Consider the following 22,030-nt stretch of genomic DNA (forward strand, 5'->3'; position numbering starts at 1 on the left):
CGTGCCCCACCGCACCGGTGGGGCAGGGCCGGCTCCCGCGACGGCTGGTCCGCTCACCGCCGGTCCGGGGCCCTGTTGGCGCAGTGCACGGGGCCGGCTCGCCTTTCAGGAGAAGTACGTGAAGACCGCAGTAACCCGTTTCGCCACCGTGTCCGCAGCCACCGTGGCCCTCGGCCTCATTCCGCTGGCAGGCACCTCGTACGCGGCCAGTTGTAGCGGCGCCGGCTGCGACAACCAGGGCCCCAGAGCGACAGCGTGCGAGACGGCCGACGTGGCCACCCAGCGCACCATCACCAACAACAGCCGCAAGGCCGAACTGCGCTGGTCGTTCGGCTGCCAGGCCGCGTGGGTCCGGGTCACCGACAACTCGAGCAACTCCATCTACAACTCGTTCGGCTACATCGAGAAGTACGACTCGGCCGGCAAGCTCATCCGCTCGCTGAACGTCGAGATCCCGCACGGTGGCAGCGACTGGTCCAACATGCTCGGCGGTTCCAGCTACTACTACCGCGTCTGCGTCAAGTTCCAGGGCAACGAGTACCCGATGACCTGCAGCACCAAGTTCTGACCGGCAACCCGGCCTGCCGGTGAATGCCCCCGGTCAGGCCGTCTCACGCGCACCGTGACACCCGGTCCGTCCGGGAAGAGCGTGTACCTCCCTTTCCTCTGCCGTCCGGCGAACTCGCCGGCGGCGGAGGAAACTAGGGCTGCGGGTCTCGGGCGTCGTACCTCGCGAAGGCGCGCCAGCGCAGCCCGAGCAGGCAGACCACCAGCACGCACGCGATCCCGCCCCCGGTCACCGCCAGGGCCGGTGAGGTCAGGTCGGCGACGGAGCCGGCCATCAGGTCGCCGAGTCGTGGCCCGCCCGCCACGACCACGATGAACACGCCCTGCAGCCGTCCCCGCATCTCGTCGGGCACCGCCGCCTGGAGCATGGTGTTGCGGAAGACCATCGAGACGGAGTCCGCACACCCGGCGAGGGCCAGGAGGATCAGCCCGAGCCAGAGCTGCCGGGTCAGCCCGAACACGGCGATGGCCATGCCCCAGCAGGCCACGGAGACGAGCACCGCCAGCCCGTGCCGGCGGATCTGCCCCAGCCACCCGGAGAACACACTGCCCAGGAGTGCCCCCAGCGCCGGGGCGGCGACCAGCAGGCCGGTGGTCTTCGCGTCGCCGCCGAACCAGACCACGGCGACCACCGGGAACAGGGCGCGCGGTTGGGCGAGCACCATGGCGCTCAGGTCGGTGAAGAAGGTCATCCGCAGATTGGGCCGGGTACCGAGGAAGCGGAGCCCGTCCACGACGGACGCCCGCTTGGCGCCCCTGTCGCCTTCCGCCCGGTCGGGAAGCATCGACGGCAGGCGCCACATCGCGTACAGCGAGGCCGTGAACGTGACCGCGTCGATGGTGTACGCGGCGCGGTAGCCCCACCAGCCGACGATGAGGCCGCCGAGCATCGGCCCGACCAGGCCGCCCGTGGTGGAGGTCATGGCGTTGAGCGCGTTGGCGGAGGGCAGCTGCTCGGCCGGCAGCAGCCGGGCGATCATGGAGCTGCGGGCCGGGGAGTTGAGCGCGAAGCACACGGACTGGAGGGCGACCACCGCGTAGAGCAGCCCTACGTGTTCCACTCCGGCAAAGGTCACGGCGGCCAGTCCGACGGAGAGCACGAACGACCCGGCCGCGCTGAACAGGCCCAGCTTGCGCCGGTCGACGGTGTCCGCGACCGCCCCGCTGTACAGCCCGAGCAGCACCAGCGGGACGAGTGAGCACAGGCCGATGAGTCCGACGGAGAACGCGGACCCGGTGATGTCGTAGACCTGGAGCGAGACAGCCAGCGCCGTCATGCCCTGCCCGATCCAGGAGACGGTGTTCCCGAACCACAGCCGCCGGTAGTCCGGTGAGCTCCGCAGGGGCGTCAGGTCGGCGAGTATGCGCGTGCGGGGTACAGGTTGTTCGGCCGTTTCGGTCACAAGGGATGGTAGCGACCGGCCTGTCCCGGTGTGTCACGGGCAGGGCCCGGACCGGCCGGAGCGCGCTGCGGGCCGCAAGCGCGACGAAGTGTCCGGGCGCCCCGCGGAAAACGCCACACCATGTCACCCCCGGAGCACCGTGCGCCCCGGCTAGCGTCACCGCATGACTCACAGCCTCGTCGTCCACGTTCCCGGCACCGAGCTCGAACCCGAGCCGCTCTCCCCCGCGCAGATACTCTCCGGCACGCCGGAGGTGACGGGCAAGGTCGTCTGGGAGTCGGTGGACGGCCGCCGGTTGCGGGGCGTCTGGCAGATCACTCCGGGGATCGTCACCGACACCGAGGAGGACGAGATGTTCGTCGTACTCAGCGGCTCGGCCACCATCGAGGTGGAGGGCGGGCCGACACTGACGGTCGGCCCGGGAGACCTCGCCGTACTGCACAAGGGCGACCGCACGACCTGGACGGTGCACGAGACGCTGCGCAAGGCGTACGCGATCGATCTCGGGGAGGACGCGACGCCGTCGGCCTGAGGGCATTGCGTGAACGGAGGGTGCGGCCGGCCGGGCACGCCCTCGCCCGGTCGGCCGCGGACGACGGTCAGCCCTCCTCGCGCAGGCCCCACGGCGAGCCGTACGCGGTGAGCAGGTCGAGGAAGGGACGGGGCGGCAGGGCTTCGGGGCCGAGGATGCCGCTGCCCGACCAGGCTCCGCTCGCGACGAGTTCCAGAGCGACGACGGGGTTGACCGCCGTCTGCCACACCACGGCCTGGGATCCGTACTCGCGCATCGACCACTGGTTGTCGACGACGTGGTAGAGGTAGACCTCGCGCGGCGAACCGTCCTTGGTTCCCTTGACCCAGGTGCCCGCGCAGGTCTTGCCGGTCATGCGGTCGCCCAGGGTGGCCGGGTCGGGCAGGCAGGCCGCGACCACGTCACGCGGGGAGACCTCCACGGGCCCGGTCGCAGAGGGGACGGTGACCTTCTCGGTGGAGTCCAGGCCCAGTTCGTGCAGAGTCTTCAGTTTGGCGATGAAGTCGTCGCCGAGGCCGTACTTGAACGTGACCCGGCGGGCGTCGATCCAGCGCGGGATGAGCAGGACCTCCTCGTGCTCGACGTTCACGCACTCCACCGGGCCGATGCCCTCGGGGAAGTCGAACACCTCCGGTTCGCTGAAGGGGGCGGTGGTGAACCAGCCGCGGTCCTTCTCGTAGACCACCGGCGGATTGAGGCACTCCTCGATGGTCGTCCAGATGCTGAAGGACGGGGCGAAGTCGTAGCCCTCGACCGCCAGGTCGGCTCCGTCGCGGACGCCGATCTCCTCGATGTCGTCGAAGAGTTCGTCCGCCGCGTAGCGGGCGAAGACGTCCGAGAGACCCGGCTCCACGCCCATGCCGACCAGGGCCAGCCGTCCGGAACGCTCCCAGGCGTCGGCCTGTTCGAACTGTGCGTCGCCGAGCTTCACACCGCACATCTCGTACGGACGGGTCACGTGCGGTGCGGACAGGGACATCGCCATGTCGAGGTAGTGCGTGCCGGCCGCGCGCGCCGCGTTGAACAGCGGCATCACGAACCTCGGGTCGGTCGCGTTGAGCAGGGCGTCGCAGTTCTCCTCGGCGAGCACCTGCCGTACCGCGTCCTCGTCGGAGGCGTCCAGACGCCTCGCGCTGAACCGGTCGCCGTGTTCCCGGAGCGCGCCGACGGCCGCCTCCGCACGTGCGAGGTCGTAGTCCGCGACGACCATGTGGGTCAGGAAGTCGCGGCGGGCCGCGATCCGGGTGACGGCCGTGCCCACGCCGCCCGCTCCCACGAGAAGTACTCGCATCTCACACACCTTTCGGTTGCCGGAAACAGATGCCTCCGGCGCTGGGCACGATGCAACGGGACAGCCGGGGGTAAGGTCAACGGCGTTGGCATAAGGGTCCCGGGGTGCGGCGAGCAGGGAGAGTCGGCATGGCGAAGCAGGTGGTTCCGGAGGCGGAACGGCGCCGGCGCAGGCCGACGCGGCAGGGCACGGTGCTGTCCGAGAAGGTCATCGTGCGGACCGCGCTGCGGATGCTGCGCGAGCACGGAAGCACCGGACTGACGGCACGCAGACTGGGCACGGCCCTGGGTGCCGACCCCAGCACCCTCTACCGGTACTTCGCCGGCCTGGACGATCTGACCAGGGCCATCGGCGAGGAGCTGATGGGGCAGGCGCTGGACACCTGGACGGCCACCGGGGACTGGCGGTCCGACCTGCGGTCCCTCGGCCGGGCCATCCACGCCTCCTACCTCGCCCACCCCCAGGCCGCCGTACTGACCGCCAGCCGGGTCACGGGCCGTCCGCGGGAGATCGCGGTGGACGAGACGATCCTCGGGATCCTGCGCGGCGCGGGCTTCCCGGACGCGGACGCGGTCGTCGTCTACCACGCGTTCATCGACCTGAGCCTGGCGTTCGCCGCTCTGGACGCCGGGTCACTGGCGCTGACGGACGAGGCCCGCGCGGCGGACGAGGAGATGTGGGAATCCACCTACGCCGAACTGTCGGCCGACACCCACCCGCACATCGCCGCCACCGCGCGGCTCCTGGCCGGGCGGATGACGCACAGCGCCTACCCCGTGGTCCTCGAGACGCTGCTGGACAGCGCGGCGGATCAGCTCGCCCGGACACGCACCCGGGGCAACCCCCGCGCCGCGGACGAACCGCGGCACTGACGGAATCGGAGCGCGGTCCGCCCGCACACGACCGGACCGCGAGGCGTCCGCCTGACGCAAATGCCCCCGAAAAGTACGTTTCCCCTGTTCAGAACGATTCTGCCAAGGGCTCGGTGGGGCGGGTGGGACTCGAACCCAAAACGGTGACGCGTCTCACCTGCAGTTTTCTCAGAGAGCCGGGCATATCGGCCTGTTTCCGTCCGGCTGCATCCCCCTCGATCCGGCTGGAACGGGGGACCGTGCAGCGTTCGCTGCACCAGTCCTTCTTCACTTCAACGCGACCACGGCCCCCGAGGCGTAGGGCGGAGCCACATTCGAGGGGACGACGAGTCACCCCGGGCTGCAGCGAGTTTCGTGAGCCCCCTGACACCCTTACCAACCCAGGGCGCGGCTACGTTCCGCAGCGAACGGGCCGACGGCGAAAGTATTGGGTCGTGATGTCGCCAGGGGTGCAACGTTCGGAAGAATGCCGCGCAGGTGCGGACCAGCAGTGCGTCGCGGCCGATGTCCTCCCTGCATCGGCTCGCCGTCGGTGTGCTCCGCCTGGCAGGGCGGAACAACATCACCGAGGGCCTACGCCATCACGGACGGGAGATGACCCGGCCGCCGGCGACCCTCGGACTCACATGACCATTCCCAGCCGATCGCGAGAGCGACGGAGCTGTGGGGCGTCGCGGTCAGGCGCCTTTGCGGACCAGGGAATACGCTTCTCGAAAGTTCGGCCGTGCCTGCCCCAAGCACGGCGTCGTCCGGCCCTTGGGCGTGCTCACTGCTCGGCAAGTCGGTAGATGGCGCTGTCCGGGTCGATCTTCACGATGACGCCTGTTGCGGCAAGATCGCGGAGGGCTTTGCGGGCTCGCTTCTCCTGCTGCCGCTGGTCGCCGTCGCCGTGACCGGCGTCGCGGAGCGCGGTCACGGTGCGCCGGGTGTCCCAGGTGCCGCCGAGGGCTCGGATGGGCTTCTCCAAGATCTGCGCGATGGTCACGGCCGTGATCCTTACTGCTCGGCGCGGTGATACTTGCGCTTGTGGTTGGCGATGCTCTCCGCCGTTCCTCGATAGCCGGGCTCGCTGGAGCACTCGCGGCACTCCTCCCAGACGCCGGCATCGACCGCAGCGCGGCTGACGGAGTGATGGGGGCCATAGCCGTGGGTGTGGAGGAACTCGGGCACGGAAGAGCCGTACTTGATGGCGATGACGGCGGCTTCGGCGACCTTGTCGTGGCCAGGGGCGAAGAACTTACCGAGGCCGACTTCCTTCTCGCAGCCGCACCAGCACGTACCGGTGGGGATGAGGCGGAGCTTCTTCTCTGTCATGGGTCAAGCATGCCCAACCCTTGCATTGATCACAAGGGTTCAACTCAAGGATTAATCCCAAGAGTTACTTGTATCGGAACAGCAACTGCTCACATCGAGAACGCCCTTGAACCATGAGCGCCGAACCTGGGCCCCCGCGAAGCCGGGGGCGACCGCCAATCAAGGCTGGGCGCTACTTCTTGTACCTCAACTACGACCGCCGCCATCAGCATGGAAGTGCCGAACTGCGTGACGACGCCGACCGCCACCCTGAGGCCGCGACGGCGCCTCCGGCACCACTCGCCGAAACAGCTCCCACAGCTCCTCCCGCACCAAACGCTCAACAATCCACACCATGGACAACAGCTACCGAGCCAATGAGATGACTTCTTACGCGCCGAGCAGCCGTGACCCGTGTGTGCCGTCTGCCTCCGCCGGACCGCACGTCGTCCCGCTCGTCCGGCATGCCGACCATGGCCGCTGCGAACCGGGCCGCCGCGTCCTGGAAGGCGACCTCGGCACGCGTGCGGCCGGATCCCCTCATGGGCGGACCGACCGAAATCGGCGTAGCGTTGACTCCCAACCAAAGCCTCGGGGCGTGCGCCTGCTGAGGAGGCGTCTGCTGATGAGTACCGCTCCGACCCCCGCTTGGGGACCCCCCGAAGAAGAACATCCGCCGAGCACCGACGTCAGGAAGAAGCACCACCGGATCTTCCTCTGGGTCTTCCTGGCCGTACAGGCGCTCTTCCTGGTCTGGATCATTACCGGTGCCAACAGCAACGATCACGCTTCCTGCGAGGGAATGGTCGGCGACGCACTTACCACGTGTCAGAACGCAGGCGACGTCGGCACCGCGATCGGAGTAGGCCTCATCATCGCTCTCTGGGTAGCCGTGGACATCATTTTGGGCATCACCTACGGCGTCTACCGCCTTGCACGCAGGCAGCGAGCGTGACGCGACTCACCGCCCGGCGGCAGCGGCAATTGTGTCGCTGAAGTCATTCGCCGGGCGAGGGCGGCTCGGGCATTTCCCAGATGCGGCTGAATACGTCGGCAACCTGGGGCCAGACCAGCTGACGAGCATCCTCGACCGAGTCGACCTCATTGGCCAAGGGCCCGAGGACAACGAACTCGTGGGGGATGATTCTGCCAGCCCTGTCCTTGCGTCCCAAGGGATCCGGGAAACGCAGCGCCCCCTTCTCGGCGACGCGCCGCCAGACTTCCGGCTCGTCCCCGACACCCGAGAAGGCGTCGTCGTAGACCTGGAGTGGATCCCCGAATCCCCCGTCACGGAGAAACCGGAAACCCCAGGTCCGCCCACGCGTGGCCCAGATGAGGCTCACTTGACGCTCCTCAGAAACACCTGCTCCTCTTCTCCCCTGTCCAGGTCCATCCGGAAGCGGGTCAACGTGGCGGTGAGGTAGTTCTGTTTGGCCATCGCTTCTGAGTTGATGTTTTTGAGTTTATCCCCTGCCACCTTGGCCGCCTCGTTCAAGACTTCCTTCGAGAGCACGAGGCCAACGACGTTACGCAAAAGACCTACCGCACCAGGCAGCTTGACCTTGCTACCGACCAGCGCAGCGGCCAAAGCTCCCGCCCCGCCCAGCAGACTCTCCGCCACCTTCACAGGGACTTGTTTCAACTGGGCCCATCGGACGTGGCGCTCGAATGGAAGCATGGCGGCCAGCGGGAGGATCAACTCCAGACCGACGCGCTTGGTCACCTCAATCTTTTCTGCACCGAACTTCGCTGACGAAAGCAGCACGAAGTCCTCACCCACGGACAACGCGTCGCTGGCCTCCACCAGCCCAGCGATCACATCACGCAATTCGACTATGTCATCGCCGGCCTTCTCCACAAGGAGATCCCTGAACTTGAACACGTCCAGCTTCGGCAGCAGATCGGACTTTGACAGTGCCATGATCCAGATACGCGGAAATTCGACGAGCGGCTTGCCGTCCTTCAGCAGATCACTCTTGATCGACAGCAGTCCGTTACGGAAATTGGTCAGCAGCGACTTCAGGTACCGCTCTTCCTGTCCGGCGTTGTCCAGCAACCGCTGACCGTCCACCAGCAGGAGAGCGACATCAGAGCCCAGCAAGGACATGAACGTGTCGACTCTGCGTTGGGCCTCCTCCGGCCCGCTCACGTCCTCCTCGAACCACTCACCCGGGTAATCGTGCCAGACAAGGCGCAGGGCGTCGAAAGGCCTGGCCTTATTGGCCTTGGCTTCGGACCCGTCCTTCAGCCTGACCGAGAAAGAATAGGACGTGGCGGAGAAACGGTTGGTTGCGGGCAGTCGCGCCGACTCCCTCATGCCAAGGTAGTTTCGATGCAGCCGAGTGCCCTGTCCCATTTCGTCCGCCACGACATGGAACAGACTCTTCTGCAGGTACTGAGGCTCCTGCGTGGCTCCATAGAAGGAGGAGAGCATGACGGTCTTCCCGCTGCCGCTCTCGCCGAACACTGCAATGTGCTGCTCCAGCGCTGCTTTCTTTACTTGCATATGAGGAGCATACTGAGGTTCCCCTCGCAGCGTGAAGACCGTGACTGCAGGGGAATTCAGAGCGTGCGTGTGCCGCTGGCCGTTGCCAAAGGTCGCCAGCACCCCTCCCCACTCCCCTGAAGAAGAGCGTTGAGACGTGCCACTTGCTGCGGCATGAGATAGACCGTGTCGGGCTCGAGGTCGAGGCAGTAGTGGGCCTCGAACCACACGAGAACTTCCGGCCCGCTCCAGATCTTGGTGGCGGTCCGCCCCTGACCCACCTGGGCACGGGGAGCCGGGAACGGTTCACCCTGGGTACGCCTCTTCCCTGCTGCCCACAGGCACACAGCTTCATGGCTCAGGCCGGCCCGCGCGGCGATGTCGGCAAGCGAGACGAGCTGCTCGTCGACGCGCTCCACAGAGGCCTGCGGCAGCACGCGTCCGATGCGAGGAGAAGACCGGCAGCACTCCGGGCCCGTGGAACCCATCCCACCCGCGGCGACACGCGCCAGCGCGCCTCGAACGACCCGAGGTCGTTACGGGCGACCTGCCGAGCAGGTCAACTACCGCACTCCACTGAAGAATCGAGGTTAGCTCCATGAGCATCACGCGCTGGCTATGCTGCGTCCGTCACCTTCCTGGACCAACGAGGACGACATGCAGCAGTCCTGGAACAGCGACCGCCGCCGCACCGCAATTGGCCGCAACGCGCTCTCAGTACCCGCCCGCCAAGCTCTGGCCGATCGCCAACTCACCCCCGACCGCACTGTCCTCGACTACGGCTGCGGGCGCGGCGGAGACGTCAGGTCCTTGGAACGCCTCGACTGCCGCATCACCGGATGGGATCCGTACTACAGCCCGGAAGTCCCGCTCGTCCCATCCGACGTCGTACTGCTCACATACGTCCTCAACGTCATTGAGGACGCCGCCGAACGCCGCCAGACCCTGAAGCAAGCCTGGGAACTCGCCACTACGGTTCTAATCGTCTCAGCGCGCCTGACGTGGGAGAAGGCCAAGGTGCGAGGCCAGGAGTTCGGCGACGGCCTGCTCACCAGCCGGCAAACGTTCCAGCGCCTCTTTGGCTCCAGCGAACTCCGGAACTACATCGAGGAGGTCACTGGCACCCGTTGCGTCTCCGCCGCCCCGGGCATCGTCTATGCATTCAAGGACGATGCTGCACGCCTCGGATACCTCGCGCATCGCATCGTCCCTGATGCCGAGTGGCTGGCCTCCGAAGACACCAATTCGGCCATCGCCTCGCTAGCCGACTACGTCGAGCGCCGCGGTCGCCCACCGCGCGTCGAGGAAATGCCGCGCCCCATGGCCGAGCAGCTGTCTCGTCTCAAATCCGGCGAGCTCCGGCGCCTCATCCGCGACTCCGTCGACGGCGACAAGGTCAAGGACGGCGGGAAACGCACCACGCTGAACACGCTCCTGTTCTTGGCCGTCGAGCTCTTCAGTGGCCGCGGCCCCTTCGGCAGCTTGCCCTTCAGCGTGCAGCTTGACGTTCGGTCGTTCTTCTCGTCGTACAAGGAGGCGTGCCAGCGCTCCGACCGCCTGCTCCTCAAGCTCCGGGACGACGCATATGTCCGCGGCGCGATGCACGCATCCGCCGTCGGCAAGCTCACCCCGACCTCTCTCTACGTGCATCATCGCGCAATCGATCAGATGCCGACCGTCCTCCGCCTGTACGAGCACTGTGCATCGATCGCCGCCGGACGCCCCCAGGAATGGACCATCGCCAAGCTGAAGCACCAGGGACGAGCAGTGAGCTGGCTCGATTACCCAGAGTTCGATGCCGACCCGCATCCGCGGATCTCGTCTTCGTACCTCGTAGACCTGAGATCCCTGGAGACCTCGCACATCTCCTATGCCAACTCCGCCAACCGCCCGCTGCTCCACCGCAAGCATGAGTTCCTGGCGCCAGGCGACCCGGACGCCCCAAAATACGAGCGTCTGACGCAGGCAGAGCTGAGAGCCGGCCTGTACGAACACCCGCACCTCATCGGCACCGAGAATGGGTGGGAAGCCGAGCTGGTCCGCTGCGGACGTGACCTGCGCGGGCACCGTCTGGTGCGTCGCGCAAATGACTGATTTCCCGCCTCGTGTCCGGCACCCCTCAGGGAGCGTCGGGCTGCATCCGCACGACTGTCGCCGCGAACTCCTCCGGGTCAAAGTCCGCTACCTGGCTCGGGAACCAGGAGAACCGCAGCCCATTATTGGCTACACCGTCCGGTAGCCCCATTGCGGTCAGGACATGGCTGGGTGTGTAGGAGGCGCTGGTGCACGCCGACCCAGTAGCGACCGCGACCTGATCCTTAACCCGGACGATCAGTGCTTCGGCGTTCAGGCCATCGAAAGTCACGTTCAGGATGTGCGGTACGGAGTGATCCGCGTCTCCGTTGATGTGGAAGCGCGTCTTACCGAGAGCGGCGAGCATGCGCTCCCGCATTGCGAGAGCCTCTCGCTCCCAGCGCGGCTGCCCCTCCTGGAAGACCTTGGCTGCCTCATAGAGCCCCATGATGAGCGGCACTGCTAGCGTCCCGGGCCGGAGTTTCCTCTCCTGTCCCCCGCCGAACATGATCGGCTCCAGCGGAGTCTTGTCCCATCCCCGGCGGCGGGTGACAAGCGCACCCACACCCTTCGGTGCCCCCACCTTGTGGCCGCTGATGCTGATCATGTCGATGGGCGCCTTGAGGTCCTCTGGAAGCTTCCCGTACCCCTGCGCGGCATCAACATGGAAGTAGGTCGGCGTCCCCCGCAGCTCCTCAGCAAGCTCAGCGACGGGCTGGATCACGCCGGTCTCATTGTTCACGTGCATGAGGGAGACCAGGAGTGTGTCCGGGCGCAACTTCTCGAGCACGGCCTCCGTGGCGATCCGCCCTGACAGCCCCGGCTCGAGGAAGTCCACCTCGAAGCCCTTGCTCTGCAGGTGCACGAGGGGTTCGATGACCGCTTTGTGCTCGATGGCGGAGGTGATGATGTGCCGCCGTTGGTTCTTCTCCCCGTACGGCGCCATCCCGAGCAGGGCGATGTTGTTCGACTCAGTCGCTCCGCTCGTGAAGATGACCTCTTCCGTCTTAGCTCCGACCGTCCCCGCCAGGAAAGTCCGCGCTTCCTGCACCGCCTTCTTGGCGCGAGTCCCGTACTCGTGAGTACGACTGCCGGCGTTCCCGAAATCTTCGGTCATCCAGTGGAGGACCACGTCAGCGACTCGGGGGTCGACCCGTGTCGTCGCCGCCACATCGAGATACGCCACCACAACAGCTACCCACTTCCAGGACGTTTTTCCTGCCATCGCTTACGTCAATCGGTTAACGTACACGTCGGAGGTGTCAGCGCACAGCAAGACACCTCGCGTACATCAACACCAGACTCGCCGCTCGTCATCCCCACGCGTGGCAGTAAGCAAAAGCCCGTACGCGCACCTCGTCGATCGCGTGCGCTACCTCCCCAGCGACCTGCACACACGGGAGGACACCTCGGTACGTCAACCGAGGGTCAGCGGTCAGCCCGAGTGCGTTAAAGTTGCCGAAGTGGAGAACGAAGCTGTGGCACCTGCGACCCGAGTCGTCGCCCCACGTACGTCCGCGGGGTTCGAGTACACCTTCCCCGCGATCCGCGGGATCCAGGCTGGTCGAGAGTTCTACGTCTCGATGTGCCCTCTGCGCCTGATCCCCAAGATCTTCATCTTCGATGAGGACGAACTCCCCCCTGAACTAAGGGCTCAGCGCGTCCTCAACAAGGGGCGCCTCCCCGCCCTGTCCAAGTACATCCTGGACAACCCGGGCGACTACGTCTTCAGCGCACTCACTGCCTCCGTAGACGGCAACATGGACTTCGAAAGTCACAGCACTGATGGCGCCGGCTTCCGAACCGGTCACCTCCACATCCCCATGGACTCCCGTTTCTTGATCAACGACGGGCAACACCGTCGCGCCGCTATCGAGCTCGCGCTCAAGGAGAACCCCGACCTCGGCGAGGAAACGATCGCCGTCGTCTTCTTTCATGACGACGGTCTAGCTCGGTCGCAGCAGATGTTCGCTGACCTCAATCGGCACGCGGTCCGCCCCGCACGCTCCATCGGTGTCCTCTACGACCACCGGGATCTTTCCGCCCAAGTCGTACGCGTCATGGCTGGACGGTCGACCATCTTCAAGGGCTACATCGAGATGGAGAAGAGCAACCTCTCGGCAGGCTCCCGGATGATGTTCACCCTGAGCGCGCTCTACTACGGCACCCAGGCTCTCCTCCAAGGGCTTAACCTCGAGCCTGAGGCTGCTACCGATCTCGCCCAGTCCTATTGGGAAACGATCGATGAAGCCACCCCGGAGTGGGCCATGGTTCGCAACCGTGAGCTCTCCGCCAAGGAGATGCGCCGAGACTTCATCCACAGTCATGGCATCGCGCTCCATGCTCTCGGACGCATCGGCAACTCCCTGTTCCGGGATTCCACTGCGCCTTCCAAGTGGAGGAAGCAGCTCTCTCCCCTCAAGAACGTGGACTGGACCCGGTCGAACAGCGACTGGGAAGGGCGCGCCATCGTCGGTGGCCGTGTGTCCAAGAGCCACCAGAATGTGACCCTTACCGTCACCTACCTGCGTAAGCACCTTGGGCTCGAGCTCAGCCCTGAGGAACAGCGGGTGGAAGACGCTTACCTGCGAGGCGAAGCATGAACACCCCTCTACCTCTTGGCATCCCAACTGTCCGGCGGCTGGCGTTCGATGGCCGCTCACTCGGCGAGGTCGAAACCGCTCTGACTGACGAGATCCGCGAGTTGTACACCGCGGACGAGGTCCCCTGGGTCATCGGCTACAGCGGTGGCAAGGACTCCACCGCCGTCCTCCAGCTGGTCTGGACGGCGCTCAAGGATCTGCCGGTAGAGAAGCTCACCAAGACGGTTCACGTGATCAGCACGGATACCCTGGTCGAGAACCCTGTGGTGGCCGCCTGGGTCACCACGTCCCTGGAGGCGATGGAGAAGGCCGCCACGGCTCAGGGTCTGCCCATCGAACCGCATCGCCTGACCCCCGAAGTCAAGGACACCTTCTGGGTCAACCTCATCGGTCGTGGCTACCCTGCGCCCCGCCCGAAGTTCCGCTGGTGCACCGAGCGACTGAAGATCAAGCCTTCGAACTCGTTCATCCGCAACGTCGTGGCTGCCCACGGCGAGGCCATCATGGTCCTCGGCATCCGGAAGACCGAGAGCCAGGCCCGTGCGCGTGCGATGGAAAAGCACGAGAAGCGGCGCGTACGCGACCGCCTATCCCCTAACGCGAACCTCCCCAACTCGCTCGTCTACAGCCCGGTCGAAGACTGGACCAACGATGACGTGTGGGAATTCCTGATGCAGAAGCCCAACCCCTGGGGATACAACAACCACGACCTGCTCAGCATGTATCAGGGCGCCTCAGAGGATGGCGAATGCCCGCTCGTCGTCGACTCGACCACCCCCTCCTGCGGTTCCAGCCGCTTCGGCTGCTGGACTTGCACTCTGGTCGAGCAAGACAAGTCCATGACGGCGATGATCCGAAACGACGACGAGAAGGAGTGGATGACCCCGCTCCTGGAGCTACGAGACAAACTGGACTCTCCCTTCGGGTTCGTAGAGGACAAGGAGGACCCTGACTACCAGCCAGGAAAGAAGCTCCCTCACCCTCGCCCCGACAAGCCGGCTCGTGACTTCCGCCGTATGAACGGCCAAGTGAATATCTTTGAGCGCCGTAGCGACGGCGAGGACGTTGTCATCCATGGCCCTTATCTCCAGGAGTACCGGGAGAAGTGGCTCACAGACCTACTGACCGCGCAGACCTGGATCCGGGCCCACGCCCCGGAGCACGTCAGTAACATCGAGCTGATCACCCTCGCCGAACTTCACGAAATCCGGCGCATCTGGGTCTTCGACAAGCACGAGGTCGAGGACTCCGTACCGAAGATCTACAAGCAGACCACTGGTGAGGACTTCCCCGGCGGTCCGCTCGATGAGCAACTCGTCATGGGCGCAGACGAGATGGACCTTCTCAAGGAAGTCTGTGATGGCGACGAACTGCATTACGACATGGTGCGCGAGCTGCTCTCCGTAGAGCGCAAGTACCGCACGATGTCTAGGCGTTCCGGCCTCTTCCAGGCACTCGAGGGAGCCGTTCAAAAGGGCTTCTACGAGGACCGTGACGACGCGTACGCCTTCGCTCAGCGCAAGAAGAAGTGGCGCTCGGACGTGGCAACCAACCCGACTCTCGACGAAGAGACCGACATCGATGCTCCTGCGTAAAATCACCCTAGAAGAGTTCGGGGCCTATCGGGGTAAGCAGTCGCTTGACCTCACCGTGAAGAAGAACAAGCCGATCATCCTGATCGGCGGCCTCAACGGTTGCGGCAAGACGACCTTGCTCGACGCTATCCAGCTGGCCCTGTACGGCCCCCGCGCCAGATGCAGCGGTCGCGGTAACAAGCCGTATGAGACATTCCTCCGTGAGAGCATCAACCGCCAGCACGACCCCACCCGCGGCTCGTCGGTCACCTTGGAGTTCACCGTCGCGGTGGGCGGCAAGGAGCACTACTACAAGGTCGTCCGCAACTGGTACACCAGCGGGAAGTCGCTCAAGGAGTTCCTCAGTGTCCTCGTGGACGAGGACTACGGCGACCAGACCAAGCCTGGCCGCCTCGCCCAGCCCGACACCAAGTACAGCCGGCTGCTCAGTGAGGGATGGGCGGATCACATCGAAGACCTCCTCCCTCTTGAGGTCGCTTCACTGTCCTTCTTCGATGGCGAGAAGATCGAGTCCCTCGCGGACCCAGAACGTGCCGCCTCGGTCATCGAATCTGCTGTCCACTCGCTCCTCGGCGTGAGTACCGTTCAGCAGCTCCGTACTGACCTGCTTGCGCTGCAACGTCGTCAGAAGCTGTCCGACGAGGAACAGCACCTGATAGACAGCATCCATGAGCAAGAGGAGGAGCAGGAGTCCGTACAGACTCAACTCGATGTAGCCTCCCAGGACTTGAAGCAGCGCGAGATTGTACTGGGCCGAGCTAAACGCGAGCTCGAGTCCTTGGAGCAAGCATTCAAGAGCGCAGGCGGCGGCCTCTTCGAACGTCGTGTGGAACTTGAGCAGGAACAGAAGCGGGCTGCCGAGCACCTCGCGGACCTACGTTCCTCGCTGGTCCAGATCGCTGCTGGACCGCTTCCTCTGCTCTTGATGGGTCCGCAGCTGAAGGACGTACGTAAGCAGGCCAAGCGAGAACAGTCGGCCGCAGAGGCCGGTCAGGTCCTCGATGTCCTGGTAGAGCGGGACAAGTGGCTGCTCAACATGCTGCCCGAGGATGCCAAGAGCGAAGTCATAAGGAAGCTCGAGGAAGACCGGGCCAAGCGGTCAAAATCGACCACGCTGAAGGTAGACCTCGAACTCCCCCACGATGCTTTGGCTCAGCTCTCCGTACTGGACGAACTCCTCGGGCGCGACAAGGACCGGGCCGCCGAGCTCTTGGCGCTGACTACGTCTGCCGCTGAGGAAGTGGATCAGCTGGATCGCCAGTTGGCGGGTGTCCCGGAGCAGAGCAAGGTGGAAGCCCTTCAGGAAGCACGGGAGGAGCAGCTCCAGGAGTTCTCTCGTATCCAGGCTGGAATCGCTCGCACCGAGGAACTGATCACGGAACTGAAGCGGCGTCGCGAATACGTCACCGCGGCCCTCGACCGAGCCCACAACAATTTCGTGCGGACCAAGGTCAAGGCCGAAGAAGTCGAACGCATCATCCGGTACTCGGAGAAGGCTCGTGCCACTCTGGAGCGCTTCGGTGAAGTCCTGCTCCACCGCCACATCAGCAGCCTCGAGGTCGCCGTACTGCAGAGCTTCAAGGAGCTCATGAGAAAACAGGGTCTGGTCCAGGACCTGCGCATCGACACCGACAAGTTCACGCTCTCGCTGTCCGACTCCACTGGCGAACCGGTCGACCCGGGACGCCTCAGTGCTGGCGAGCGCCAGATCCTCGCGGTTTCCCTTCTCTGGGGGTTGATGAAGGTCGCAGGCAACCGCCTGCCCAGCGTCATCGACACCCCTCTCGGCCGCCTGGACAGCCGCCACCGCGAACACCTTGTCGACCGCTACTTCCCGTACGCCAGCGACCAGGTTCTGCTGCTCTCCACCGACGAGGAGATTGACGAGTACCTGCTGGGCCGCTTGCAGAAGTCCGTCGCCCACACCTACACCCTGGTCCACGACGACACGAATTTCACGACCACCGCCGTCGAGGGATACTGGTGGAACGCAGGAGCCTCCCATGTCGCTTGATAACGTCCGCCTCTCCCAGCCTGCCAAGGACCGACTGGTACGGCTGAAGCGCACCACGGGCATTACTCAGTGGAACGTGTTGTGCCGCTGGGCTCTCGCTCTGTCCCTCAAGGACCCGTCAACGCCCCTCGTCAAGGAGATCGTCGCGGACTCCAACGTCGAGATGACATGGAAGACCTTCGCCGGCCAACACCGCGACATCTACCTGGCGCTCCTCAAGCAGCGCTGTGTCTCCGACGGCGATGACCCGACTGACGAGAATGTAGCCAAAGCCCTGACTGTGCACTTGCACCGCGGCATCGGCTATCTCGGTGGGCACAAGGAGATGAGTACGGTCGACGGGCTACTTCGTTCCGTCGTAGCTCATTGAGCCCACTCCCGCGCCCTGGGGTGGGGAGGGGGCAGCTGATTCCTGCTCCCTCCCCGCTTCTGCAGGAGACCGCACCTACCAGTCCAGGGAAGCTGCCTTCATCAGCTCCGAGACGTCGCTCTGACGCTCATCGGGGGCTGTCAGGGTGTCCATCACCAGCGTGCTGATGATCGATACGTAATCCCTTCCCCCGCTCGCGTTGACTTCGCCCTGGATGAAGTTCAGCCCACCGTTCGCGTACTCCTCGAAGATCCGCACTCGCTCCGGCTGACGCTCATCAGCAAGGATTTTCGGATCGTCTGGATCTTCAACCACAGCAATCATGTCCATGAGCACGTCGCCGTATTGACGTCCTTCCATGACCGACAGACGAATCGGTTCGCCTGCCTTGTCGAAACGTTCACGCTTCCCCTTGTGGCGCCCAAGTACTGCGGCGAACATGAGCACGTCGACCATCGCGCTGAACGGCCCGTCCTTGCCGGCCAGGGCACCGATCAGGTCCTCGTGGGCAGTCGGCCTCCGGAAACGATCCTCGTACGCCATCAGACAGTCACCTCTTCCAAAACCGTGTGCTCAAACTCGCCATGCGAGACGTACGGAACTGCGCGGCTGTTGATCTCAATCGTCTCCTGCTCAGCACCGGTGTTGGGGGTCACCGAGCGAAGGACGTACATACGCGTGGCCGCCCCCTGAAGGTTCTCCAACACTTCCCCGCGCGCCTGGGAGTTCGAGATCAGGGTGACGATCTGCGAGGTGAGCTTGGGCAATGCCTGCGAGATCTCTTTCTGATAGGTCAAGTCAAGGCTGCCGAAAGGAGCGTCCATGACGACGGGGTAGATTCCTCCATCACCCAAGATGTCATCGCCGCCCTTAGCCTTACGCTGATGGATCTGCTTTGCGATTTCCGAGACCGCACCGACGAAGGACAGGCCAAGCACCTGATTCTCACCAGTACTCCGGATCGCAATTCCGGCCTTAGACTTCAATAGCAGTTCAAAGGAGTCAGTGAGCTCAGGCTCGTAGGACTTGATGAAGATTCGGGAGAAGACTTCCTTGACCTTGGCGTCGAGCTGCTCCCGAACTTCCTCTGTCTTCAGCTCAAGCGCCTCCTTGAAGGTTTCCAACACCTCGTTCACGAGATTGACCTGCCGCTGCACCTTCCTCGAAGCTTCATCTTCGGCCGTGGCAGACCGGAATTGTCGCTTCACTTTCTCGATCTCCGAGTCGAATTCAGCAGCCTTCTCTTCGAGACGACGGTGCTCGGAGATCCCGTCGATGCGCTTCTCGTCGTACTCCTTACGCTTCTGCTCAAGACGCTGAACGTCCTGGATGTTCACACCTTGAAGCTGGCGGTCGATCTCGCTCTTCTCCTCCTCGAGGCGCTTGATATCGTCCTGGCAGGTCTGGATCTCGACAGCCGCCAGCCGAAGATCACCGAGCAACGTTTGCCGCGCCTCGCTAAGGTGCTTCATCTGGCCACTGACAAACATCCAGCGCGCCTCAACGTCCTGAAGTCCCGCGTTGTAGCGGCGCTTGTCCAACTCTGCGTAGGCCAAACTCCCATGCGGTACGGGCGTGCCACACATGCACGCCCCGTCTTCGATCAGCCCATCAATGAAGTCGCGCTGGATACCAGCTGGGAGTTCGCGGCGCTCCCTCATGGAATCCGCAAGACCAATAACCTTCTCGTCCACGCCGGACGTGAAGGCAAGGAATCCTCCCTTGGATAGGACCTCGCGCTTGCGCGCCTGCCTAGCCACAAGCTGACTGTTCGCCTCCCCAATCTTCCACTCAAGCTTCTTGCGCGCGTTCTGCAACGGCTTCGACTCCGCGTGGCTACGCAGTGCGCGCTCCATCTCGTTGACTTCGCGCTCGTAACTGCTGATCTCCTTCGAGACCGAAAGCGCGCGCTTACGGGCATCAAGCTGCTGCTGCTCGAGGCTCTCCTGTTGTGCCTGGAGCTGCTGAAGGCGAGTGTCGCTTCCCTTCCCGATCTCTCTACCTAGGCGGCGGGCAGCTGCCGGCAGGTGCTCGGAGATCGCGCGCTCCATCGGCTCCAGATCCATCAGCGTTTTGATGGCCTGCTTGACCTCGTCGTTACTCTCCTCGCCGGTGAACATCTTCTCCATACGCTCACCGTTGAAGAAGAAGAATCGACGCAGTCCCTCAGGGAGGATCTTCTCGATACGGTCCTGACCGTTCGGAACCGGCTTACTCTCGCCGTTCTTAACCTCGGTCAGGGCAAGCGAGGCCGGTGTCGCGGTCTGCTCTTCAGAGTCCTTGACCGCAGTTACCTCACGCAAAGCTGAGAAGACGACTCCGGCGTGCTCGAACTTGAGCTCTACTGAAGCACTCACCGGACTCCCGATAGGAGTTTCCGTCCACTTTTGGTCATGGATGACTCGATGCTGCTGTTCTACATCGTCGGAGAACTTGCCGTACAGCGTCCAGGCGAACGCATTGAGGAGCGTCGTCTTTCCTGCACCGTTGTTACCGAAGATGAGTACCGCCGGCTTTCCCTCCTCGACACTGAGGTCAAGGGTTTGATGGCCGTAGAACGCACGGAAGTTGTTGAGCGTCAGCTTGAGGAGCTTCACTTAATGAGTCCCTTCACGGCGGCAACTAGCTCGTTGACGACGGCATTCGAGTTCCTGATGTGCAGGTACTCTCGCTCAAGCTCGATCACACGCTTCGCGAGCTTCACCCCATCGGGAGACAGCTTGCCCAACACGTCTTGCGCAGTACTCTTCTCGCTCACGCCAACTCCTCAGTTCGATGCAAATGTGATGATGTTCAGATGTCGAGCAAGCCGTAGCGCATACGCAGCGGCCTGAGAATGTCGAGCGTCTCTGCCTCGTTTTCTGCAAGGTGGGCAAACTCGGTGACCCGGGCAAGCTCACGCGCCACCATGCTGCGCTCAGTGGTGTCCCGGATCATCGCTACGCCCTCTGGCGGAACAACGATGAAGTCAACGATGTCGGCCATGTCCTTACCAGGCGCCTGCCGAAGCACACGCCCACGCCTCTGAATGAACTGGCGTGGGTTAGTCGAGCTGGCAAGTAGATAGGCGGTGCGGGCTGCGGGCACATCGACGCCCTCGTCCAGGCACCGCATCGAGGCGACGACTTGTAGTTCGCGATCAGCAAAGCGCTGCAACACCTGACGCCGCTCCGGACGCTTCGTCTCCGCTGTGTACCGCGCCGCCGGCATGCGCAACCGGTTGCCAACGAGATCCAGCACTAGGTCGATCTGTGCAAGTTCTTCGGGCGCCCCATCCTCGTATGAAAGTGGGTGCCTTCCTTCCGCACAGTAGAGCAGCTGGTACCAGTCGTCCCCACGCTTCTCGATCTCCCTTTTAAGAGCTGGAAGTTTGGCGCGGGCGTGTCCCAAAAGGTTGGACCGCTTGCGCAGCAGCGCACCCAGAACGGTGTCCTCATCCGCCCGTTCCGATCCCTCTTGCGCCGCGAAGATCCTTGCAATCTTCTCGGTGATCTCCACGTACAGCTCGGTTTCTTCCTCGTCGAGCTCAACGATCACAGGCATGTACGTGTACCGGCACAACGCTCCGGCCTTGATGGCCTCACCGATCCCCATCTCGAAGACCACATCCCCGAAGTAGTCCGTGAGGGCGGCCGTTCCTTCGTCGTCGAACCAGCGTTCCGGGGTGGCTGACAGACCAAGCCGAAACTCAGCACTGTCCGGAAGCTTCGAGCTGATGTGCCGGGCACCGAGGTTGTGAGCTTCATCCGCAATGAGGAGCAGACGTCCGCGGAATCGACTGAGGATCTTCTGGAACGCAACATCACCGAAGGTCTTGTTCGTCGTGATGATCACGCCACCGTGGCTGGCGCCCAGCGCCATAGCATCCAAGAGGTGCGAAGCGCTGCCGAACCAGGACGCCGTCGACTCGTAGGCCCGGATAGGGGACACGCCGAACCACTCAACGTCCTTCGCCCATTGGTCAACAAGGTGTTGGTACGGGGCGACAACAACGGTGAGCAGCGGCTCGCCGGCTTTGTGCAAGATCTTGGCCACCTGGGCCCCCGCGGACAGAGCAGTAAGCGTCTTCCCAGTACCAGTCGCCATCCGGAGAATGCCCCGGCCCTGCTCAGCGAACCAGTTCCCCACCGCCCGTTTCTGGTATTCGCGAACCTGAAGCTCCGGCGGGATCGTCAGCATGCCGAAGTTGATCTCAGGCGTGACAGTGATGGGAGCACCGTCGTGGTCGATGTCCTCAGGTCCCCCAATGCCAGCTGCCATCTGACCACTGCGCTCAATGAGCTTTTTGGCTGCCTCGGTGAATGGAATAACACGAAGCCTGGCGGTCCGGTCCTCCCACAGGTCATCGAAGTGCCTGCTAATGCGCAGCGCCCGTTCGCGATCACGATCGTCCCAACTGCGAAAGACCTCAATAGACTCGAAGTTTCCGATCAGGCCCGACAGGGTTTCGTTCGCGCTCCCCTTAAATGCCACGAGATCCCGCTCGTCGCGGAATACGCCGATCTTTTCGTGGTACATGCCAACCCGATTCGCCGAGGTGACATAGGCGAGCTTTATGTCAAGGCGCCCTTCGGCAACAAGCGCACCCAGCTTCCCAAGCCCTCGGGCGGCGCTGGGCTCCTCAATGGCGCGCTCCATGTCACGAATAGCGGCCCTCTCCATCACGGCTCGCAACTCGTAACCGTCTTCAATTTCAGCGACATCCTCAGGGAGCAGGTATGGCGATGCCACAATTCGCATATTGCCGCCGCGCCGAACAAGCCCCTCAATCCCCTCGCCGATTATCGCCAGAATCGAAGCAGTGAAATATCCTACGGCGCGGTCATAGGAATTGGAAACACTCAAGGCTGGCACATAGAACTCGTCGACGACGCTGCCTCGGTCGCTGCGATAGTCTTCAGAAAAATCAGTGAGCCGAAGAGATCCAGACAT

21 protein-coding genes are annotated in these 22,030 nt (G+C 63.9%); 9 read left to right on the forward strand and 12 right to left on the reverse strand.

The window, feature by feature from the left end:
- The first annotated feature begins 118 nt into the window (after window positions 1–118).
- Complete coding sequence (locus ACFQ6X_RS01435; RefSeq protein ID WP_383174145.1) at window positions 119–568, forward strand: DUF2690 domain-containing protein; 450 nt, start codon at window positions 119–121, stop codon at window positions 566–568.
- Window positions 569–701: 133 nt separating this feature from the next.
- On the opposite strand, the gene ACFQ6X_RS01440 is transcribed toward ACFQ6X_RS01435, so the two are convergent.
- Window positions 702–1,970 carry an MFS transporter gene (locus tag ACFQ6X_RS01440; protein WP_383174148.1) on the reverse strand — a complete coding sequence of 423 codons (1,269 nt, stop codon included), beginning with the start codon at window positions 1,968–1,970 and terminating at the stop codon, window positions 702–704.
- Between the two features lie 163 nt (window positions 1,971–2,133).
- Here ACFQ6X_RS01440 and ACFQ6X_RS01445 point away from each other — a divergent pair, with 163 nt between their 5' ends.
- Window positions 2,134–2,502 carry a cupin domain-containing protein gene (locus ACFQ6X_RS01445; RefSeq protein ID WP_383174151.1) on the forward strand — a complete coding sequence of 123 codons (369 nt, stop codon included), beginning with the start codon at window positions 2,134–2,136 and terminating at the stop codon, window positions 2,500–2,502.
- Window positions 2,503–2,569: 67 nt separating this feature from the next.
- Here the strand turns inward: ACFQ6X_RS01445 and ACFQ6X_RS01450 are convergent, their stop codons facing one another.
- Window positions 2,570–3,793 (reverse strand): saccharopine dehydrogenase family protein, encoded by a 1,224-nt coding sequence (locus ACFQ6X_RS01450; protein WP_383174154.1) that lies wholly within the window; start codon window positions 3,791–3,793, stop codon window positions 2,570–2,572.
- Window positions 3,794–3,921: 128 nt separating this feature from the next.
- On the opposite strand from ACFQ6X_RS01450, the gene ACFQ6X_RS01455 reads away from it, so the two are divergent.
- Window positions 3,922–4,665: a TetR/AcrR family transcriptional regulator gene (locus ACFQ6X_RS01455; protein WP_383174157.1), complete on the forward strand. Its 744-nt coding sequence runs from the start codon at window positions 3,922–3,924 to the stop codon at window positions 4,663–4,665.
- A gap of 766 nt (window positions 4,666–5,431) precedes the next feature.
- On the opposite strand, the gene ACFQ6X_RS01460 is transcribed toward ACFQ6X_RS01455, so the two are convergent.
- Together ACFQ6X_RS01460 and ACFQ6X_RS01465 are read right to left on the reverse strand one after the other, a co-directional pair.
- Complete coding sequence (locus ACFQ6X_RS01460) at window positions 5,432–5,650, reverse strand: hypothetical protein (protein WP_383174160.1); 219 nt, start codon at window positions 5,648–5,650, stop codon at window positions 5,432–5,434.
- An 11-nt stretch (window positions 5,651–5,661) separates the two neighbouring features.
- Window positions 5,662–5,979 (reverse strand): hypothetical protein, encoded by a 318-nt coding sequence (locus ACFQ6X_RS01465; protein WP_383174163.1) that lies wholly within the window; start codon window positions 5,977–5,979, stop codon window positions 5,662–5,664.
- Between the two features lie 334 nt (window positions 5,980–6,313).
- Between ACFQ6X_RS01465 and ACFQ6X_RS01470 the strand changes: the two genes are divergently transcribed.
- Complete coding sequence (locus ACFQ6X_RS01470) at window positions 6,314–6,913, forward strand: hypothetical protein (protein WP_383174166.1); 600 nt, start codon at window positions 6,314–6,316, stop codon at window positions 6,911–6,913.
- 43 nt (window positions 6,914–6,956) lie between these two features.
- Here the strand turns inward: ACFQ6X_RS01470 and ACFQ6X_RS01475 are convergent, their stop codons facing one another.
- The 3 genes from ACFQ6X_RS01475 to ACFQ6X_RS01485 are packed head-to-tail and all read right to left on the reverse strand — an operon-like array spanning window position 6,957 to window position 8,880.
- Window positions 6,957–7,301 (reverse strand): hypothetical protein, encoded by a 345-nt coding sequence (locus tag ACFQ6X_RS01475; RefSeq protein ID WP_382606014.1) that lies wholly within the window; start codon window positions 7,299–7,301, stop codon window positions 6,957–6,959.
- The gene (locus ACFQ6X_RS01480) at window positions 7,298–8,464 is read right to left on the reverse strand and encodes a hypothetical protein (RefSeq protein WP_383174169.1); all 1,167 of its coding nucleotides are present in this window, start codon (window positions 8,462–8,464) and stop codon (window positions 7,298–7,300) included. Before ACFQ6X_RS01480 ends, ACFQ6X_RS01475 begins: the two co-directional genes overlap by 4 nt.
- Before the next feature lie 56 nt (window positions 8,465–8,520).
- Window positions 8,521–8,880, reverse strand: coding sequence for a hypothetical protein (locus ACFQ6X_RS01485; RefSeq protein WP_383174172.1), 360 nt, complete (start codon window positions 8,878–8,880; stop codon window positions 8,521–8,523).
- A 220-nt stretch (window positions 8,881–9,100) separates the two neighbouring features.
- Here ACFQ6X_RS01485 and ACFQ6X_RS01490 point away from each other — a divergent pair, with 220 nt between their 5' ends.
- Window positions 9,101–10,537 carry a DNA phosphorothioation-associated putative methyltransferase gene (locus tag ACFQ6X_RS01490; protein ID WP_383174174.1) on the forward strand — a complete coding sequence of 479 codons (1,437 nt, stop codon included), beginning with the start codon at window positions 9,101–9,103 and terminating at the stop codon, window positions 10,535–10,537.
- A 25-nt stretch (window positions 10,538–10,562) separates the two neighbouring features.
- On the opposite strand, the gene dndA is transcribed toward ACFQ6X_RS01490, so the two are convergent.
- Entirely contained in the window at window positions 10,563–11,741 is a 1,179-nt protein-coding gene (gene dndA / locus ACFQ6X_RS01495) for a cysteine desulfurase DndA (RefSeq protein WP_383174177.1), read from the reverse strand.
- Window positions 11,742–11,979: 238 nt separating this feature from the next.
- Between dndA and dndB the strand changes: the two genes are divergently transcribed.
- Genes dndB through dndE form a run of 4 tightly spaced genes read left to right on the forward strand, consistent with a single transcriptional unit; the run spans window position 11,980 to window position 17,098 of the window.
- Complete coding sequence (dndB, locus tag ACFQ6X_RS01500) at window positions 11,980–13,119, forward strand: DNA sulfur modification protein DndB (RefSeq protein ID WP_252884062.1); 1,140 nt, start codon at window positions 11,980–11,982, stop codon at window positions 13,117–13,119.
- Window positions 13,116–14,714 (forward strand): DNA phosphorothioation system sulfurtransferase DndC, encoded by a 1,599-nt coding sequence (gene dndC, locus ACFQ6X_RS01505; RefSeq protein ID WP_383174181.1) that lies wholly within the window; start codon window positions 13,116–13,118, stop codon window positions 14,712–14,714. The genes dndB and dndC overlap by 4 nt, the downstream gene beginning before the upstream one ends.
- Window positions 14,701–16,728, forward strand: coding sequence for a DNA sulfur modification protein DndD (dndD, locus tag ACFQ6X_RS01510; protein WP_383174184.1), 2,028 nt, complete (start codon window positions 14,701–14,703; stop codon window positions 16,726–16,728). Before dndC ends, dndD begins: the two co-directional genes overlap by 14 nt.
- Complete coding sequence (dndE, locus tag ACFQ6X_RS01515) at window positions 16,718–17,098, forward strand: DNA sulfur modification protein DndE (protein ID WP_383174187.1); 381 nt, start codon at window positions 16,718–16,720, stop codon at window positions 17,096–17,098. The genes dndD and dndE overlap by 11 nt, the downstream gene beginning before the upstream one ends.
- Window positions 17,099–17,173: 75 nt before the next feature.
- Here dndE and ACFQ6X_RS01520 read toward each other — a convergent pair whose 3' ends face one another.
- The 4 genes from ACFQ6X_RS01520 to ACFQ6X_RS01535 are packed head-to-tail and all read right to left on the reverse strand — an operon-like array spanning window position 17,174 to window position 22,030.
- Window positions 17,174–17,641 carry a DNA phosphorothioation-associated protein 4 gene (locus ACFQ6X_RS01520; RefSeq protein ID WP_352261064.1) on the reverse strand — a complete coding sequence of 156 codons (468 nt, stop codon included), beginning with the start codon at window positions 17,639–17,641 and terminating at the stop codon, window positions 17,174–17,176.
- The gene (locus ACFQ6X_RS01525; RefSeq protein WP_383174190.1) at window positions 17,641–19,695 is read right to left on the reverse strand and encodes an AAA family ATPase; all 2,055 of its coding nucleotides are present in this window, start codon (window positions 19,693–19,695) and stop codon (window positions 17,641–17,643) included. Before ACFQ6X_RS01525 ends, ACFQ6X_RS01520 begins: the two co-directional genes overlap by 1 nt.
- Window positions 19,692–19,856 (reverse strand): hypothetical protein, encoded by a 165-nt coding sequence (locus ACFQ6X_RS01530; protein ID WP_352261066.1) that lies wholly within the window; start codon window positions 19,854–19,856, stop codon window positions 19,692–19,694. Before ACFQ6X_RS01530 ends, ACFQ6X_RS01525 begins: the two co-directional genes overlap by 4 nt.
- Window positions 19,857–19,891: 35 nt before the next feature.
- Window positions 19,892–22,030 carry a DNA phosphorothioation system restriction enzyme gene (locus tag ACFQ6X_RS01535; protein ID WP_383174194.1) on the reverse strand — a complete coding sequence of 713 codons (2,139 nt, stop codon included), beginning with the start codon at window positions 22,028–22,030 and terminating at the stop codon, window positions 19,892–19,894.

Source organism: Streptomyces sp. NPDC056452 (assembly GCF_042796085.1).
Lineage (GTDB): Bacteria > Actinomycetota > Actinomycetes > Streptomycetales > Streptomycetaceae > Streptomyces.

Bases quoted from the DNA above. Each gene is read 5' to 3' on its own strand.
- ACFQ6X_RS01480 (WP_383174169.1), bottom strand. From the start codon at position 8,464: ATGCAAGTAAAGAAAGCAGCGCTGGAGCAGCACATTGCAGTGTTCGGC.
- ACFQ6X_RS01445 (WP_383174151.1), top strand. From the start codon at position 2,134: ATGACTCACAGCCTCGTCGTCCACGTTCCCGGCACCGAGCTCGAACCC.
- ACFQ6X_RS01535 (WP_383174194.1), bottom strand. From the start codon at position 22,030: ATGTCTGGATCTCTTCGGCTCACTGATTTTTCTGAAGACTATCGCAGC.
- ACFQ6X_RS01490 (WP_383174174.1), top strand. From the start codon at position 9,101: ATGCAGCAGTCCTGGAACAGCGACCGCCGCCGCACCGCAATTGGCCGC.
- dndC (WP_383174181.1), top strand. From the start codon at position 13,116: ATGAACACCCCTCTACCTCTTGGCATCCCAACTGTCCGGCGGCTGGCG.
- ACFQ6X_RS01455 (WP_383174157.1), top strand. From the start codon at position 3,922: ATGGCGAAGCAGGTGGTTCCGGAGGCGGAACGGCGCCGGCGCAGGCCG.
- ACFQ6X_RS01470 (WP_383174166.1), top strand. From the start codon at position 6,314: ATGGACAACAGCTACCGAGCCAATGAGATGACTTCTTACGCGCCGAGC.
- ACFQ6X_RS01450 (WP_383174154.1), bottom strand. From the start codon at position 3,793: ATGCGAGTACTTCTCGTGGGAGCGGGCGGCGTGGGCACGGCCGTCACC.
- ACFQ6X_RS01520 (WP_352261064.1), bottom strand. From the start codon at position 17,641: ATGGCGTACGAGGATCGTTTCCGGAGGCCGACTGCCCACGAGGACCTG.
- dndD (WP_383174184.1), top strand. From the start codon at position 14,701: ATGCTCCTGCGTAAAATCACCCTAGAAGAGTTCGGGGCCTATCGGGGT.
- ACFQ6X_RS01465 (WP_383174163.1), bottom strand. From the start codon at position 5,979: ATGACAGAGAAGAAGCTCCGCCTCATCCCCACCGGTACGTGCTGGTGC.
- dndE (WP_383174187.1), top strand. From the start codon at position 16,718: ATGTCGCTTGATAACGTCCGCCTCTCCCAGCCTGCCAAGGACCGACTG.
- dndA (WP_383174177.1), bottom strand. From the start codon at position 11,741: ATGGCAGGAAAAACGTCCTGGAAGTGGGTAGCTGTTGTGGTGGCGTAT.